The sequence below is a fragment of the uncultured Mucilaginibacter sp. genome (genome assembly GCF_903913935.1).
Taxonomy (GTDB): domain Bacteria; phylum Bacteroidota; class Bacteroidia; order Sphingobacteriales; family Sphingobacteriaceae; genus Mucilaginibacter.
This window is the reverse complement of sequence record NZ_CAIWNH010000373.1, coordinates 1-14,533: the sequence shown is the minus strand read 5'-3', so window position 1 is coordinate 14,533 and position 14,533 is coordinate 1. Positions and strand designations below refer to the sequence as shown.

Here is a 14,533-nt window from a genome sequence, read left to right as displayed (position 1 = left end):
TATTAGTGTAGTCGCAGACTACAAGCATAATAGTCCGTAGATACAATCTACGGACAGCAGGGGGCGGGTCAAAATATATTGATGCTGCAAACCATTTTTTCGGGCAACACCCACATTTAAAATAGTTTAATATGGTATTAGGACATGTAATATTTTCTTTTGACAACAAGTACAGTATGTATCGCAATTTAAAGTTAAATGAATGTGATAAATACAGTGACAATTATACAATTAACAGGATAGATCCTGAAATTAAGATAAAGACCAAAAAGCACATTTCATGTACTTATGATAATTTCACTATTGTTTCCGATCAATTCAAAGCGTTTTGTGAGCAGGAAGGTTATGAAGGATTGGAGTTTGTAACGTTACCGAACTCCTCCGGTTTTTTCTGGTTTAAAATTCTTAACGTTATCAAATTGGATGAAAAAGGCCATAGAAAAGGATTTAGTGGAATACAATTTATCAACTATAACGAACAATGTCACGGTTATGAATCAATAATCGGTGTCTCCCCTGTATTTTTAAAAGTAAAGGAGTTAATCCCTGATGGCTTTTATCGAAGTGATTTGTGTTTTGGAAGTTTTGCGGCTAAAACGCCTGCGCAAATAATCGGAATAGAAACCTTGAAAAAGTTGAAAGCCGCTGGTTTTAAAGGGATGGACACAAGTGAAATAATGGATAAATACGATTAAAACAATTTGATAGTGTATAGAAATTGAATAATGATAAAAAAATATAGTATTGGATTATTGGTAATGTTTAATATGCTGGCAAGTTATGGTCAAATTAAACCCCGCTGTGCGTAGTTTGCGTGGATCGCTGTCCGAATGTCTGTGACTTCGGACGGTTATGCCTGCAGTTTGCAACTGCAGTGACGAATGTAAGATAATAGCAAGAACCTGGCCGCGCGCCGGGCTTTGTTTATATAAAAGTTCACTACAAGGTTGTTTATTTAAGCAAATACCATAGAAAAGTGCTGACACGATCCTGTCAATGACAAAATTTTGTCAGCCGTTAATTTGTTGGTTATCAGTTTTGTAGCGTTTTGTAGCAGTTGTAGCACTTGTAGCGCACGCTACATAATTGTATGGGCGACATTTATTAAATACCACCCGCTTATGCTATCCTCTTCAGTGGGATAATCCGGGCAATCAAATGCATTGAACTTCTGATGCCCTGCTGACAGATAAGGCAGGCCGTTATAGTGCCCGTACAGAATATTTAAAATTTCCCGGCGCTTCGCGTTAGCGATTGCAATGAAAAGCCCGCAGCTCCGGTAAAAAACAATAAAAAAAGCCTTAAATTCACCGGGCGAGGACTTGTAATGGAAAGCGCGGTCCCCTTTTTCTACCCCAGCCTACCGGCAGGCAGGAAAAGGGGGAAACGCCCACATTTCCTAAACCTTTACCACCACGTATAACTTTACCAAGGTACCTTAATTAGTACTTTTATAAAAAGCGACAAATCACCACGAACCATTAGCATTTCAGGAATTAATTTTTATCTTCAAAAGTTCAAAAAATCACATGAAAAAAATAGTTCTTTCCACCTTTTTACTGGCGGCAGCACTTACAAGCTTCGCACAGGATGTAAACAAACTCATCAGCCAGTATGATGTTACGCGCATCATCAGCACCCTTGCCGCGGATGATATGCAGGGCCGGGCCACTTTTACGCCTGGGATTGAAAAAGCCGCGCAGTTTATTGAAAGTGAATACAAAAACATTGGCCTTAAGCCATTGGCTGGTGATGACGGCTTCCGCCAAAATTTTAGCATGACGCATTCTACCCCGGTTAATTTGGGCGTTACCATCAATGGCAAAGCTATTGGCGCCGACAGCGTTTTTGCCAACACCAGCGCAGCCGCTTTAAACTGGAGTACCAACCCGGATGTGGAAATAGTAAAACTAACAGCCGATAAAACCTTCCGTACGGAGTACAGGGCTTATGTTAGCAGCGGCAAAAAACTGCTGATATTGGTGGACCCTAAGTTTGCCGATATATTTAAAATGCTGAAAGGGCGCCTGCAAAATGGATCGGTGAGCCTTAAACCCAATGATGGCCAGGCGCTGGTTTTTGTATTGGGCAATCATGATGACCTTAAAACCTTTGAGGTAAACTACACCGGTAAGAAAGAACAATTACCCCTGTTTAACGTCGCGGGGATCATCCCGGGGAAGACAAAACCCAATGAATATGTAGTTTTCTCGGGCCACTACGATCATTTAGGTATCCTGAAACCGGTAAAAGGCGATAGCATTGCCAATGGCGCGGATGATGACGCCTCGGGTACTACCGCGGTAATTGAATTGGCCAGGTATTTTAAAAAACTGGACAACAATGCCCGCACCCTGGTATTTGTTGCCTTTACAGCCGAAGAGATCGGCGAATATGGCTCCCAGTATTTTGCAACTACGGTAGAGCCGGATAAAGTGGTAGCGATGTTTAATATCGAAATGATTGGCAAGGCTGCCAAATTTGGAGAAAATTCAGCCTTTATTACCGGGTATGAGCGTTCGGATTTTGGTCCTATCCTGCAAAAAAATCTCGAAGGCACCGCCTTTAAGTTTTTCCCGGACCCATACCCGGAGCAGGACCTGTTTTACCGCAGCGATAATGCTTCCCTGGCAAGGGTAGGCGTACCGGCCCATACCATCTCCACCGACCAGATCGATAAGGATAAACTGTATCACACCGTTGGGGACGAGGTAAGCACACTGGATATGGGTAATATTACGGCAACCATCCGGGCAATAGCGTTAAGTTCAAGAACCATTGTATCCGGTGATGACACGCCGAAGCGGGTGGCGAAACTGGAAAGATAATATGGCCTCACCCCGGCCCTCTCCAAAGGAGAGGAAGCAAAGAATAGTTAAATTAAATCTTCTTTTTTTCAAGTCCTCTCCTTTGGAGAGGATGAGTGAGGGCTGCGCCGTTTAGGTGAGGCGAAAGAAGTGTTTTTAAATAGAAATTATCGGCTATTAGAATCTATATGGAAGAAAAATCACCTATCATCCCGGATGTTGCCGTTAAAGGCATTGCTACCGGCCTTTGTATGATGGCATTTTTTAATTTGCTGTGGGCAGGGATAGCATATGGCGGATTAAAAACGACCAACTGGTGGTTTTTATTGATCGCATTCCCGGCCCTGAGTTTATTGTTTGTCATCAATGCTGTAAAACTGTTTGGCATGGCCAAATATTACCCTAAACTAACTTCCGAAGCGGATCTGGCGGAAGAAAAGCGGATGGGTAAATGGTTCGGTATCATCTTTGGTGCTGAAGGTTTGGGTATTTTTATAGGGATCAATGTGGTGATCAATTTAGGTTACCCTCAATTAACTATCCCGGTACTCGCGCTGGTGGTTGGATTGCATTTCTTTCCGTTGGCCAAAGTATTTAAACGCACCATCGATTATTACCTGGCAAGCTGGAGCACCATCATCGCTGTTTTATCCATCGTTTTAACGCTCAATAAAACCCTTTCGGAAAATGGGATGCTTGCTTTTACCGGTGTGGGTATTGCAATAGCTACTTCAGGTTACGGGATCTACATGCTGCTGAGCGGCTGGGCGCTGCCTAAGCAAGCTACGGGTTAGTTTTATTGAAAGGAGAATCATGCTAAAACTTTCAATGCCGCGGAAGCGCAATTAATGCCATCAATAGCGGCAGAAATAATACCTCCGGCATAACCGGCGCCTTCGCCGCAGGGGAATAAACCGCTTACCTGCGGGTGCTGCAGGGTTTCCTTATCCCTCGGTACTTTAACCGGCGATGAAGTACGCGATTCAACCCCTACCAATATGGCCTCGTTGGTATAATAGCCCTTCATTTTACGGCCGAAAACAGGTAGGGCTTTGCGCAGGCGTTCGTTGATCCAGCCGGGTAATACCTCCTTTAAGGCCACGCTTTTTGTGCCGGGCAAGTAGGAATTGAGGGGCAGATTGCCTGATACCCGGTTTTCCGCAAAATCTACCATGCGCTGAGCCGGGGCAACCAAATGGCCGCCGCCAAAATTGTATGCTACTTTTTCTATTTGCTGCTGAAAACGGAGCATCCGTAACGGATCATTTTCATCCCCTTTAACATCCTCTAAATTAACCTGCACCACCGTGCCCGAATTGGCAAAAGGGTTATTCCGTTTGGAGGGGCTCCATCCGTTTACTACTATTTCATTCAGATCCGTAGCACATGGGGCAATAATGCCGCCTGGGCACATGCAGAATGAAAATACGCCGCGGTTATCCACCTGTTCCACCAGGTTATAATAGGAGGGCGGCAGATCAGGTCCGCGGTGTTCGCAATGGTATTGGGCCTGGTCAATGATCTCCTGCGGGTGTTCTATCCTCACACCCAGGGCAAAGGGTTTTGCTTCTATCAATATGTTTTGCCGGTACAGCATTTCAAAAATATCCCTTGCGGAGTGGCCGGTGGCCAGGATGACGGCATCCGCCATTATTTTATCGCCAGATGCCAGTTGCACGCCTTTAATTTTGCCGAAATCAACCAAAAGGCTGCTCACTTTGGCATCAAAATACACTTCGCCACCGGCGTTCAGTATGCTGTCTTTTATGGAGGTGATGATCTGCGGTAATTTATTGGTGCCGATATGCGGGCGGGCATCTATCAAAATATCTTCCGTAGCGCCATGCACCACAAAGGTTTTTAATACGGCATTTACATCGCCCCGTTTGGTGGAACGCGTATAAAGCTTCCCATCTGAATAGGTGCCCGCACCACCCTCACCAAAGCAATAATTGGATTCGGGGTTAACAATTCCCTGTTTGTTGATATTGGCCAGGTCGCGGCGGCGTTGCTTCACATCTTTGCCGCGTTCTAAAATGATGGGTTTTAAACCCAGCTCGATACAGCGCAAAGCGGCGAATAACCCGGCAGGACCTGCGCCGATAATGATCACTGGTTTGCCGTTCTTTACATCCGGGTAATTCACCGTAAAAGTTTCGGGTACATAAACCTCATCCAAAAACACCTGTACCTGCATGCGGTAAAGCACCTTACGGCCACGGGCATCGATGGATCGTTTAAGAATTTTTAAAGCGCTTATTTTTTGTGGGGAGATATTTAAAGCTGTCGCGGCAATCTTTTTTAATGCAGCTTCATCTTCCTGCTGTCCGCCTTCAGGCGGGCAAACAATTTCAATTTCTTTGATCATGGGGTTTGCCGGGTTTTTATCCCGGATGCGGCAAAGGTAGGGAAAATCAGGAAGAAGACATTACGCGTCCATAATGGATAAAATTATTTTCACTGCAACCTATTGCACAATTCCGTGGTCTTATTAATATAAAACCGTTAGCCGATTTGAAATATGAACGTTGAGTACAGTGCCTGGAAACTGGCAGCAAAGAAATTGGCAAATGAAGCGTCGGCTGAGGAATTACGAAAATTAGATGAACTATTAAGGCTGCACCCGGATATAAAGGGGAAAGCTGCTCTTTTATTTGAATGGTGGGATAGTGGGACCGGATGAACTATTGAACCCGGCAATCAAGGCTTTTCAAAAAAATATTGGAACGGATAAAGGATGGTGACCAGGCAGTAAACGCTGCAGAGCGTTTGTTAGGCGATCAGCCGGATAAAAAATAAATTGGCGGGCATGTCTGTCATTGCCGCTCAAACTGATGGTAAAATCATTTCCCAGCCGCGAAGAATACGATGAAACCACCAGCGGTGAGTTTAAACTTAGTGAAACACTGCCGCCAAATCAATAAATCAAAAGCCCGGTCTGCAAAAACAAACCGGGCTTTACGCTATAGGTATAAAACTTCTTTAGCTTTAAAACTAAATTTTAATTTCGGACTTTACTGACTTCAATTAGCAATACTGTTCAAACGCGTTGATCAGGTTGTCGGCGATCATTTGTGCCGGGCGGCCTTCAATCTGGTGGCGCTCAATAATATGTACCAGTTTGCCATCTTTAAATAAAGCCATTGCAGGCGAAGATGGAGGGTAAGGCAGCATGTATGCACGTGCTTTGTTAACCGCGTCAGCTTCCATTCCGGCAAATACAGTTACCAGCCTGTCAGGATGTTTGGCGTTTTGTGCAGCTATCCTGGCAGCTGGGCGCGCATTGGCAGCAGCGCAGCCGCAAACCGAGTTTACCATTACAAATACTGTTCCTTCGCTTTCAACAGCTTTGGTAACAGCTTCAGGGTCTTTCAATTCTTCAAACCCAACCCTGGTCAGTTCTTCCCGCATGGGGGCTACTAAATATTCCGGATACATTGTTTCTTTTTCTAAATTTCAATACAAAATTAACAAATCATTATGAGTTACCATTAAATTTAAGAATAATAACATTGTGCTGACGGAGTGGGAAGGTGTGAAAGTCCGAAAGTCGGGAAAGTCAGGAAAGTCAGTAAAGTCTGAAAGAAGCTGCAACGAGTTTTAATTATTTTTGACCTATACACAAGAAGTATTTTGTCTTCCGGACTTTCGGACTTCCCGTCTTCCCGTCTTAATACAAATTTAATATTGTATTTACCGGCCTAATCCTTATATTGCCGACCCTAATTATAAAATTGTAATGAAGCGTAAGCCTTCTGACATCAGTACTGTAATTATAGTAAACAAAAACAGCGAGCCCAAAACGCTGCAAATTAAAACCCTGCATATTACCCGGCTAAGGCACTACGCTGCTACTATACTGTCTGTTATCGTTATACTTAGCGGCACAATTATTTATTTACGGGCTGTAAACGACCGCAAGGATGCCGAAGAAAAACAGCTCCAGGCGCAGATCGTAAAACTTAAAGGCGCCGTTCCGGCTCCTGTAGTAGCTGATAAAAAACCCGCTAACGCGCAAAGTTATATCCAGTCGATTGAAGGGAAGCTGCAAAAAATTAATGATTACTTAAAGAAACGTGGCTTAAAGGGTTTTTCAACAAAAGCGGTTGGCGGAAGCGGCAATGCCGATGATGCTAAGCTAACTGATGATGAAACCTACTCCTTATACAATGAATATTTAGACCGCCTGGTGCATTCAGTTGCTTTTACACCAATGGGGTATCCGCATATCAGTTCATTAACCTCCTATTTCGGTTACCGCAGCGATCCGTTTAATTCGGCCCACGCGGAGTTTCATCCTGGTATCGACTTTAAAGGAACGAAAGGTGATGCTGCCCGTTGTACCGCAAATGGCAGGGTGGTTTTTGCGGGATGGTATGGTGGCTATGGTAACTGTGTACGCATAGCCCACATGAACAATTACGAAACCCTATACGGCCATTTATCAAGGATCAGCGTAAAGGTGGGCGAAGAGGTGACCGTAGGAGAAAAGATAGGCGAAGTTGGTTCAACAGGCCACTCAACCGGTACTCATTTACATTACGAGGTTCGTAAGGACGGCAAAGCAATAAACCCGATCAGTTTTCTTAATCTCAGCAAATAAACCTTACAGGACATGTCAATATTTTCAAAAAAAGACAAAGTAACGCTCGACCTGCAGTCTATCTCAACCCTCATCAGCGAAGGAAGTATTTTAGACGGTAATTTGAAGGCACCTGCTTTTGCCAGGATTGACGGACAGGTAACCGGTGATGTAATGGTAGATGAAGGCCTGATCCTGGGCGAGAAAGGATCTATCCTGGGGAATATCATTACTAAAGAAATGGTGGTATACGGTATGATCACCGGTAACATCCAGACAAATTCCCTTGAAATAAAAGCCTCGGGCAAAATAAGCGGCGAAATAAGGACCCAAACCTTAGTTGTTGAAAATGGCGCTGTTTATAATGGTAGCCTTTCCATGACACAAAACCACAAACTGGCCCAAAGCCAGAGTCATAAGCTGTCGCAGCCGAAACCAAAAATGATTGAGGTTTAGGCATTCATTTGCTGTGCCTGCTCTATTACTGTTAATTTATCAATTAAATTACAATTTCATTACTTAAAACGCCGGTAAAGCAGCGCACAGGAAAAACTATAATTTCCTTTTCATCGTATTATAAGTTAAATTTGCAAAAAAAATCAAAAATCGCATGTCAGCAGTAGAAACCGCGTACGTAAAATTTAAAGTAAAGGACTTTTCACTGGCTCAGTGGGGCCGTAAAGAGATTGAACTGGCTGAGGCCGAAATGCCGGGTTTAATGGCCCTGCGCCAGGAGTATGGCCCATCTAAAATATTAAAAGGCGCACGCATTGCAGGTTGCCTTCACATGACCATACAAACAGCCGTTTTAATTGAAACATTGATTGAACTGGGCGCCGAAGTTACCTGGTCATCATGCAATATCTTCTCCACCCAGGATCACGCTGCTGCCGCTATTGCTGCTGCCGGCACTTCTGTTTACGCCTGGAAAGGCATGAACTCCGAAGAATTTGACTGGTGCATTGAACAAACTTTATTTTTTGGCGAAGACCGCCAACCGTTGAACATGATTTTAGATGACGGCGGCGATTTAACCAATATGGTGCTGGATAAATATCCTGAACTGATTGCCGGTATTAAAGGTTTATCAGAAGAAACCACTACCGGTGTACACCGTTTATATGAGCGTATGAAAGCAGGTACACTGCCGATGCCCGCTATTAACGTTAACGACTCGGTTACCAAATCGAAATTTGATAATAAATATGGTTGCCGCGAATCTTTGGTTGATGCCATCCGCCGTGCTACTGATGTAATGATGGCCGGTAAAGTGGCTGTTGTTTGCGGTTATGGCGACGTAGGTAAAGGCTCTGCCGATTCATTACGCAACGCTGGTGTACGCGTTATCGTTACTGAGATCGACCCGATATGCGCCTTACAGGCTGCTATGGAAGGCTTTGAAGTGAAGAAACTTGGCACCGCAATTACCGAAGCTGATATTGTAGTCACTGCTACAGGTAATAAAAACATCGTTCGCGAAGCGCATTTCCGCGCGTTGAAAGATAAAGCGATCGTTTGCAATATCGGTCACTTTGATAACGAGATCGACATGGCCTGGTTAAACGGCGCATATGGCGACACTAAAATTGAAATTAAACCACAGGTGGATAAATATACCATTAACGGTAAAGACCTGATCGTATTGGCTGAAGGCCGTTTGGTAAACTTAGGCTGCGCTACCGGTCACCCAAGCTTTGTAATGAGCGCTTCATTCACCAACCAAACCCTGGCCCAAATTGAACTTTGGACCAACGGCGGAAGCTACGAAAACAAGGTTTACACTTTGCCAAAAAATCTGGACGAAAAAGTTGCCCGTTTACACCTTGCCAAAATTGGTGTTGAACTGGAAGTTTTAGACCAGGACCAGGCAGAATACATCGGCGTAACTGTTGAAGGTCCGTTTAAACCGGAGTATTACAGGTATTAATCAGGTAAAAGGTTAAAGGCGAAAGCTGAAAGGTTTTGCCTCCGGAATATAAAAAGGGAGTGGTTTTAGGATCATTCCCTTTTTTGTTGCGCAATATTTCTCATCGCTGCCGCGAGTTTAGCGCAGCGTAACTCGTGGTAAGGCATGTTGTAAGCTTTCAGCTTACACGTTAAACCATCAATATGATATCAATCAACCCCTTCACTCCGGCATAATCACGGGCGCTGCTATAAAGGTAGTGTGCTGGTTCATCTACCCAACCTGCAACTACCGGATTATAATGGATATAATCCAGTTTTTGATCCATTACTTCGCTGCTCCATAACTCGATAGGATGGCTTTCATCCTGTTGCCAGAATTGGTATTGCTCATTATTGGGGTTTTGTTTGCCTTCCCGTTCAAAAAACCACAGCATCCAATCGCGCCTGCTTTCCAGCACATTTTCACTGATGGCTTTTGTTAATGCTTTTGAGGTATGTCTTTTAATATCCCTTAAAATACTGCCCATAGGTTTATCTTTTGTGCCGATGATCAGATGTACGTGATTACTCATGATCACCCAGGCATACAACTGCAGCCCTTTCTTTTCGATACAAAATTTAAGGCTTTCAACAAGTATATCTTTGTATTCGCGCCGTGTAAAAACGTCTATCCATCTCACTACGGTAAATGTTACAAAATAGGGGCGTTCCTGGTCGTCGAATTTGTAATTTCTGCTCATAAGGTTTATTTGTTTAGATGGGGTAAAATAACAAGATTTGGTTAAAGTTGAAAGTATTATGAATGTAATAGTGAAGAGTTTAGTGAAAGCTGAAAGCTTTCACCATGCTGTACCACGAGTTACGCTGCGCTAAACTCGCGGCAGCGGAGATTTTTTACAATTCTATGCTTCTCTTCCCTATATTCGCCAACTAATTAAAATTGATGGTAACGATCAGGAAATGTAATGCTGATGATATTCCAATGCTGCTTGATATCGCTATAAGATCATACCGCGAAACGTATGAATATTTATGGGATGATCAGGGCGATGCGTATGTAAACAGATTTTATTCGAAGGACATACTGGAGCGTGAAATTGCGATGGAGGGGGTTAGCTATTTTTTAGTTTACGCTGATCACGAGGCTGCCGGTTATTTTAAAACTACAGAAAATGCGTTAGCCCCCGATGAGAATAATAACTGCCTTGAAATTGATAAAATTTACTTTTTAACTCAATATAAAAGAAAGGGTATTGGGAAACAGGTGATGCAATTTATTGAGCAATTAGCAAGGGTAAAACATAAAACTCAGCTATGGCTTAAGGTGATGGATAGTAGCACTGCCATACCATTTTACTTGGCCAATGCCTTCACGCAAGTAAAAAGCACCCGGCTTGACTATCCCTATATGAAAGACGAGTACAGGAATATATTAACATTTACCAGGAGTTTAAGCGCGCCGTACTAATTGGTAGTTTAGTGCTTTAGGTGGTTGTTTGCAAAGTTTCTAACATTTACTTTTCCAGCGCTTTTATCGCCTCGTCGTACTGGTACAGCAACCCGGGCTCATGGTAAAAAAATCAAAACATAATTGTAAAAACGGTCCCTTTACCTGGTTCGCTTGCAACTGATATCTTCCCGCCAAACGTTTCAATTTGAGTTTTTGTCATAAAAAGCCCCACGCCTTTACTATCAAACCCTGTGTGAAAAACTCCGTTAAGCTTAAACATGTTCTTACTGTGTTTGTTGAGGTCGATTCCGAGCCCATTATCACCAAAGGTTAGTATTACCCGCCCATCACGGATCTTTGAGCTGATATTAATTTCCGGTTGTACATCTGGCCTGCTATATTTTAGTGAGTTGCTAATCATATTATAAAATATACTTTCCAGGTAGATTTTTGGAAATTTAATGGCACTTACCTGGAAATGTGTAGAAATAATAGCTTTTTTGGACATTACCTGGCCTTTTAGCATTCGTTTCACCATATCAACCATAGTGGTTAAATCGCATTCTTCAAAAGGAAGATTGCTGTTATGTCGAATTTCCAGCACTTTCATTAATTCATTGAGGGTTTCGATGAGTGTGGTACTCGACTCTTTTAGCAAAGGGATCAGTTCGTTTTTTTCAGCCTCGTCCGACGACTCATTTATCATGTTGAGCATCAGGTCAATGCTTCCTGCCGGCCCGCGCAAGTTATGGGCGACAATCCGGTTAAAGTCCTCAAACTGGCTGATCCGGTTTTCAAGATCAAGCGCATTTTTGTATGCGTCTATGTCAGTTGATGAACCAAACCATTTTATCACTTTACCATTTTTATCCTTCATGGGCACTGCCCTCACCAGGTGCCATTTATAAACATTATCTGCGGCCCTTTTAAATCTTAATTCAGCTTCATAAGCATCCTTCGCCATAACCGACCGTTTCCATTCCTTAAAATCTACCCGCACATCATCAGGGTGCAAAACCGGCGCCCAACCTTTTTCCATCGTCTCTTCAATCGTGAGCCCCGTATATTCAAACCAATGCTTATTATAATAATCCTTACTGCCATCTTGCTTGGAAGTCCAGATAATTTGAGGAATTGAGTCTGCAAGGAATTGAAACTCCTGTATTTTTTCAATGGTGCGGTCCTGCTGTTTAATGTATTCAATTTGTTCAATCAACACTTTGTTCAAGCTTTCCTGGGTTTCTATTGAATACTTTAAAGCGAGTTCGTTTTTTTTTAACTCATTTATATCCTGAAAAGTACCAAATAACCTTGTACAAATACCATTTTTAAATTCGGCGTTTCCAATGGCTCTAACCCATACTTCGTCGCTCTTTGCGTTAATTATCTGGAACTGTTCGTCCCATGACGTACCGTCTTTTATCGCGTTGTTTATTACTGCAGTAATTCTTTCCCTGTCATCCCCATATTTATAAAAATCAATGCCTGTATTTAAATCAGGCTCAAAATAGGGTGCTACGCCGTGTATTTCTTTTGTTACCGAGGTCCAGAATATTTTCTGTTGCTGAACGTCAAGTTCCCAACCACCCACGCGGGCAACCTGATTGGTCTGTTCCAGCATCTGGCTGGTTCGCTTCAAACTTTCTTCTAAATAATGCTTTTCAGTAATGTCAATTGCATTGGCAATGACATATGGCTCTGTGCCGGCATGGGTTTCAAGAACATTATTATACATCCAAATCAGCGTTGCGCCATTCTTGGTACGGGTAATCATTTGGCCATTTGCTTTACCTGTATTTGTGATGCGCAATAAATAGGCTTTTAAAAGATCGTGCCGGCTTGCCGGAGTTATATCAAACAGCGTCATTTGCATAATCTCGTCCCGCGTATATCCCAACATTGCTGCAGCTGCGTTGTTTGCCGAAATAAACTTCCCCGCAAGATCATGGGTTCACATTAAACCCTGTGAATTCTCGAAAAATACCCTTAGTTTTTCTTCACTTTCGGCAAGTTGCTGTTCCTTTAATTGTAGTTCCGAAACATCCCGGCCAATCCCGTAAACATTCCCGGATTCCGGCTCCGGCGTAGATGTCCACTCTATTGTTTTATAATCACCATCACTTGTTTTAAAACGCTGTAAAAAATTGATCGTTTTTGAGCCGCTGCCTAATTTTTCTAATTCGTTTTTTGTTTTTTCAATATCATCAGGATGGTAAAATTCGAATGATGACGTTTTTAAAAGATATTCCTCGCTCCAGCCAAATGTTTTTGTAAAGGCAGGATTTACTTTTTTAAAATATCCGTCCAGGCCGCCCACAAATACAAGGTCGTTCGAAAACTGAAAAAGTTTCTCAAAATTTCGTAATTCCTCTTTCAGCCTGCGTTCAACAATCAGCGATGTAACCTCCCCTGCAAGCAGTTTAAGAATCTTCTTTTGTTTAGCAGAAAGTACTTTTGGTTTGCGGTCTATCACACAAAGGGAACCTAAGGCATAGCCGTGGTGGTCAATTAAAGGATAGCCTGCGTAAAACCGGATGTTTGGGTCAGCAGTAACCAGGGTATTGTCTTTAAAACGCACATCCTTTGTTGCATCCTCAATTTCAAAAATGGTGTCGTCCATAATTGTGTGGCCGCAAAAAGCCAGATCTCTTGAGGTTTCTTTTACGTTAAGGCCCGTTGCTGATTTAAACCATTGCCGTTTTTCGTCAACCAGGGATACCAGCGAGATCGGAACGTCGCAAATCAGAGAGGCTGATTGGGTGATACGGTCAAATTCACGGTCGTCGCCGCTATCCAGTATCTCATAGTTTTTGAGCGCCCTTAAGCGATCATTTTCGTTTGACGGTATGGGTTGCGTTTTCACGTGTTACTGCTTAAAGCGTTTTTTTAAATATTTATTAACAATTAGTCGTAACAGAAGTTGATATAAATAATAACACTAAAGAAATTTTTAAAGAGTTTGAAAGTATCCTCAGTAATGTATACAAATTAACTATTAATTAGTTTGAAACGAAAAAAAAGGTGTTAAAATCTGTGTTGTTTTAAATAACTATACTATAATAAAAAATAAAACTTGGATTGATATTTTCTATCTTTCGAGCGAATTTAATTAGGAATGAACGAACAATATTATATTTTGGTTGACGGTGAGCAAACCGGGCCGTATACTTTTAAGGAATTAATTGAAAAGGAGCTCGATCTGCATACCCGCATCATGGCGCCATCAGCAGATACCTGGCAGGATGCCTGTGATGTGCCCGAGCTTTATGAATATTTCAGGGAACAGGGTTACCATTTCCCTACTGAAGACAACCTGGCCTCGTACTGGTGGCGTTTGCTGGCTTTTTTGATTGACAGTTTTTTGTTATCCTTCGTGGTGAGTTTCAGCATCCCTATTCTTAACTCAAAGGGAGTTACCCACATTAACCTTAAAGATTTTGATCCTTCCAAAATATCAGTGCATGATGCCACCATTATTCAGGCGATCTTCTACATCCTTTTATTGTTTTATAACGCTATAGGTGAGGCATCCGTTATGAAAGGCACCCTGGGTAAACGAATTTGCGGCCTTGCAGTGGTCGACCAGGATGGCGACGGTATTAGTTTGCCGGTGGCATTGTTCCGCACCCTGGGTAAAATACTGTCTATCTATTTATGGGGCCTTGGTACGTTCAGTATTTTTTGGACAGATGGTAAACAGGGGCTGCACGATATCCTGGCAAAAACCTACGTGGTACGGAAGAACGTTTGATTAGTTGGCAGGTTTTTAGTTTTCAGCTAACCTGC

General features: G+C 42.7%; 14 protein-coding genes and 1 pseudogene. 9 read left to right on the top strand and 6 right to left on the bottom strand.

The annotated features are described in order from the left end of the window. Positions 1–131: 131 nt before the first annotated feature. The 3 genes from QZY09_RS14995 (at position 132) to QZY09_RS14985 (ending at position 3,601) form a co-directional block, all read left to right on the top strand. Entirely contained in the window at positions 132–695 is a 564-nt protein-coding gene (locus QZY09_RS14995) for a hypothetical protein (protein WP_295673660.1), read from the top strand. A gap of 834 nt (positions 696–1,529) precedes the next feature. Further along, positions 1,530–2,828, top strand: coding sequence for a M20/M25/M40 family metallo-hydrolase (locus tag QZY09_RS14990; protein WP_295673659.1), 1,299 nt, complete (start codon positions 1,530–1,532; stop codon positions 2,826–2,828). Between the two features lie 167 nt (positions 2,829–2,995). Then, entirely contained in the window at positions 2,996–3,601 is a 606-nt protein-coding gene (locus QZY09_RS14985) for a hypothetical protein (protein WP_295673657.1), read from the top strand. Positions 3,602–3,618: 17 nt separating this feature from the next. Here QZY09_RS14985 and QZY09_RS14980 read toward each other — a convergent pair whose 3' ends face one another. Then, on the bottom strand, positions 3,619–5,175 hold the full coding sequence (locus tag QZY09_RS14980) for an NAD(P)/FAD-dependent oxidoreductase (protein ID WP_295673654.1): 1,557 nt from the start codon (positions 5,173–5,175) through the stop codon (positions 3,619–3,621). A gap of 153 nt (positions 5,176–5,328) precedes the next feature. On the opposite strand from QZY09_RS14980, the gene QZY09_RS14975 reads away from it, so the two are divergent. Beyond that, positions 5,329–5,490 (top strand): hypothetical protein, encoded by a 162-nt coding sequence (locus tag QZY09_RS14975; RefSeq protein ID WP_295673652.1) that lies wholly within the window; start codon positions 5,329–5,331, stop codon positions 5,488–5,490. 344 nt (positions 5,491–5,834) lie between these two features. Here QZY09_RS14975 and QZY09_RS14970 read toward each other — a convergent pair whose 3' ends face one another. Next, the gene (locus QZY09_RS14970; RefSeq protein WP_096349657.1) at positions 5,835–6,245 is read right to left on the bottom strand and encodes a BrxA/BrxB family bacilliredoxin; all 411 of its coding nucleotides are present in this window, start codon (positions 6,243–6,245) and stop codon (positions 5,835–5,837) included. Between the two features lie 301 nt (positions 6,246–6,546). On the opposite strand from QZY09_RS14970, the gene QZY09_RS14965 reads away from it, so the two are divergent. From QZY09_RS14965 to ahcY, 3 genes are all read left to right on the top strand, one after another. Next, the gene (locus QZY09_RS14965) at positions 6,547–7,410 is read left to right on the top strand and encodes a M23 family metallopeptidase (protein WP_295673650.1); all 864 of its coding nucleotides are present in this window, start codon (positions 6,547–6,549) and stop codon (positions 7,408–7,410) included. Positions 7,411–7,422: 12 nt separating this feature from the next. After that, positions 7,423–7,845: a polymer-forming cytoskeletal protein gene (locus QZY09_RS14960; protein WP_295673647.1), complete on the top strand. Its 423-nt coding sequence runs from the start codon at positions 7,423–7,425 to the stop codon at positions 7,843–7,845. Positions 7,846–7,999: 154 nt separating this feature from the next. Continuing rightward, positions 8,000–9,316 carry an adenosylhomocysteinase gene (gene ahcY, locus QZY09_RS14955; protein ID WP_295673646.1) on the top strand — a complete coding sequence of 439 codons (1,317 nt, stop codon included), beginning with the start codon at positions 8,000–8,002 and terminating at the stop codon, positions 9,314–9,316. 169 nt (positions 9,317–9,485) lie between these two features. Here the strand turns inward: ahcY and QZY09_RS14950 are convergent, their stop codons facing one another. Continuing rightward, on the bottom strand, positions 9,486–10,037 hold the full coding sequence (locus tag QZY09_RS14950) for a transposase (protein ID WP_295673643.1): 552 nt from the start codon (positions 10,035–10,037) through the stop codon (positions 9,486–9,488). 203 nt (positions 10,038–10,240) lie between these two features. Here QZY09_RS14950 and QZY09_RS14945 point away from each other — a divergent pair, with 203 nt between their 5' ends. After that, positions 10,241–10,765 carry a GNAT family N-acetyltransferase gene (locus tag QZY09_RS14945; RefSeq protein ID WP_295673641.1) on the top strand — a complete coding sequence of 175 codons (525 nt, stop codon included), beginning with the start codon at positions 10,241–10,243 and terminating at the stop codon, positions 10,763–10,765. A 112-nt stretch (positions 10,766–10,877) separates the two neighbouring features. Here the strand turns inward: QZY09_RS14945 and QZY09_RS24770 are convergent, their stop codons facing one another. From QZY09_RS24770 to QZY09_RS14930, 3 genes and pseudogenes are all read right to left on the bottom strand, one after another. Continuing rightward, a complete protein-coding gene (locus QZY09_RS24770; protein WP_367119226.1) occupies positions 10,878–12,368 on the bottom strand; it encodes a PAS domain-containing protein in 1,491 nt (496 codons plus the stop codon). Between the two features lie 27 nt (positions 12,369–12,395). After that, positions 12,396–12,683: pseudogene (locus QZY09_RS24765) on the bottom strand (PAS domain S-box protein); the annotation flags it as partial. Positions 12,684–12,698: 15 nt separating this feature from the next. Then, positions 12,699–13,610, bottom strand: coding sequence for a PAS domain S-box protein (locus tag QZY09_RS14930; RefSeq protein ID WP_295673640.1), 912 nt, complete (start codon positions 13,608–13,610; stop codon positions 12,699–12,701). A gap of 252 nt (positions 13,611–13,862) precedes the next feature. Between QZY09_RS14930 and QZY09_RS14925 the strand changes: the two genes are divergently transcribed. Further along, positions 13,863–14,498: an RDD family protein gene (locus QZY09_RS14925; RefSeq protein ID WP_295673639.1), complete on the top strand. Its 636-nt coding sequence runs from the start codon at positions 13,863–13,865 to the stop codon at positions 14,496–14,498. Positions 14,499–14,533 lie beyond the last annotated feature (35 nt).

Excerpts from the sequence above, each read along its gene's own strand:
- QZY09_RS14945 (WP_295673641.1), top strand. The coding sequence starts at position 10,241 with ATGGTAACGATCAGGAAATGTAATGCTGATGATATTCCAATGCTGCTT.
- QZY09_RS14950 (WP_295673643.1), bottom strand. The coding sequence starts at position 10,037 with ATGAGCAGAAATTACAAATTCGACGACCAGGAACGCCCCTATTTTGTA.
- QZY09_RS14995 (WP_295673660.1), top strand. The coding sequence starts at position 132 with ATGGTATTAGGACATGTAATATTTTCTTTTGACAACAAGTACAGTATG.
- QZY09_RS14960 (WP_295673647.1), top strand. The coding sequence starts at position 7,423 with ATGTCAATATTTTCAAAAAAAGACAAAGTAACGCTCGACCTGCAGTCT.
- QZY09_RS14985 (WP_295673657.1), top strand. The coding sequence starts at position 2,996 with ATGGAAGAAAAATCACCTATCATCCCGGATGTTGCCGTTAAAGGCATT.
- QZY09_RS14990 (WP_295673659.1), top strand. The coding sequence starts at position 1,530 with ATGAAAAAAATAGTTCTTTCCACCTTTTTACTGGCGGCAGCACTTACA.
- QZY09_RS14975 (WP_295673652.1), top strand. The coding sequence starts at position 5,329 with ATGAACGTTGAGTACAGTGCCTGGAAACTGGCAGCAAAGAAATTGGCA.
- ahcY (WP_295673646.1), top strand. The coding sequence starts at position 8,000 with ATGTCAGCAGTAGAAACCGCGTACGTAAAATTTAAAGTAAAGGACTTT.
- QZY09_RS14965 (WP_295673650.1), top strand. The coding sequence starts at position 6,547 with ATGAAGCGTAAGCCTTCTGACATCAGTACTGTAATTATAGTAAACAAA.
- QZY09_RS14970 (WP_096349657.1), bottom strand. The coding sequence starts at position 6,245 with ATGTATCCGGAATATTTAGTAGCCCCCATGCGGGAAGAACTGACCAGG.
- QZY09_RS14980 (WP_295673654.1), bottom strand. The coding sequence starts at position 5,175 with ATGATCAAAGAAATTGAAATTGTTTGCCCGCCTGAAGGCGGACAGCAG.
- QZY09_RS24770 (WP_367119226.1), bottom strand. The coding sequence starts at position 12,368 with ATGCTGGAACAGACCAATCAGGTTGCCCGCGTGGGTGGTTGGGAACTT.
- QZY09_RS14925 (WP_295673639.1), top strand. The coding sequence starts at position 13,863 with ATGAACGAACAATATTATATTTTGGTTGACGGTGAGCAAACCGGGCCG.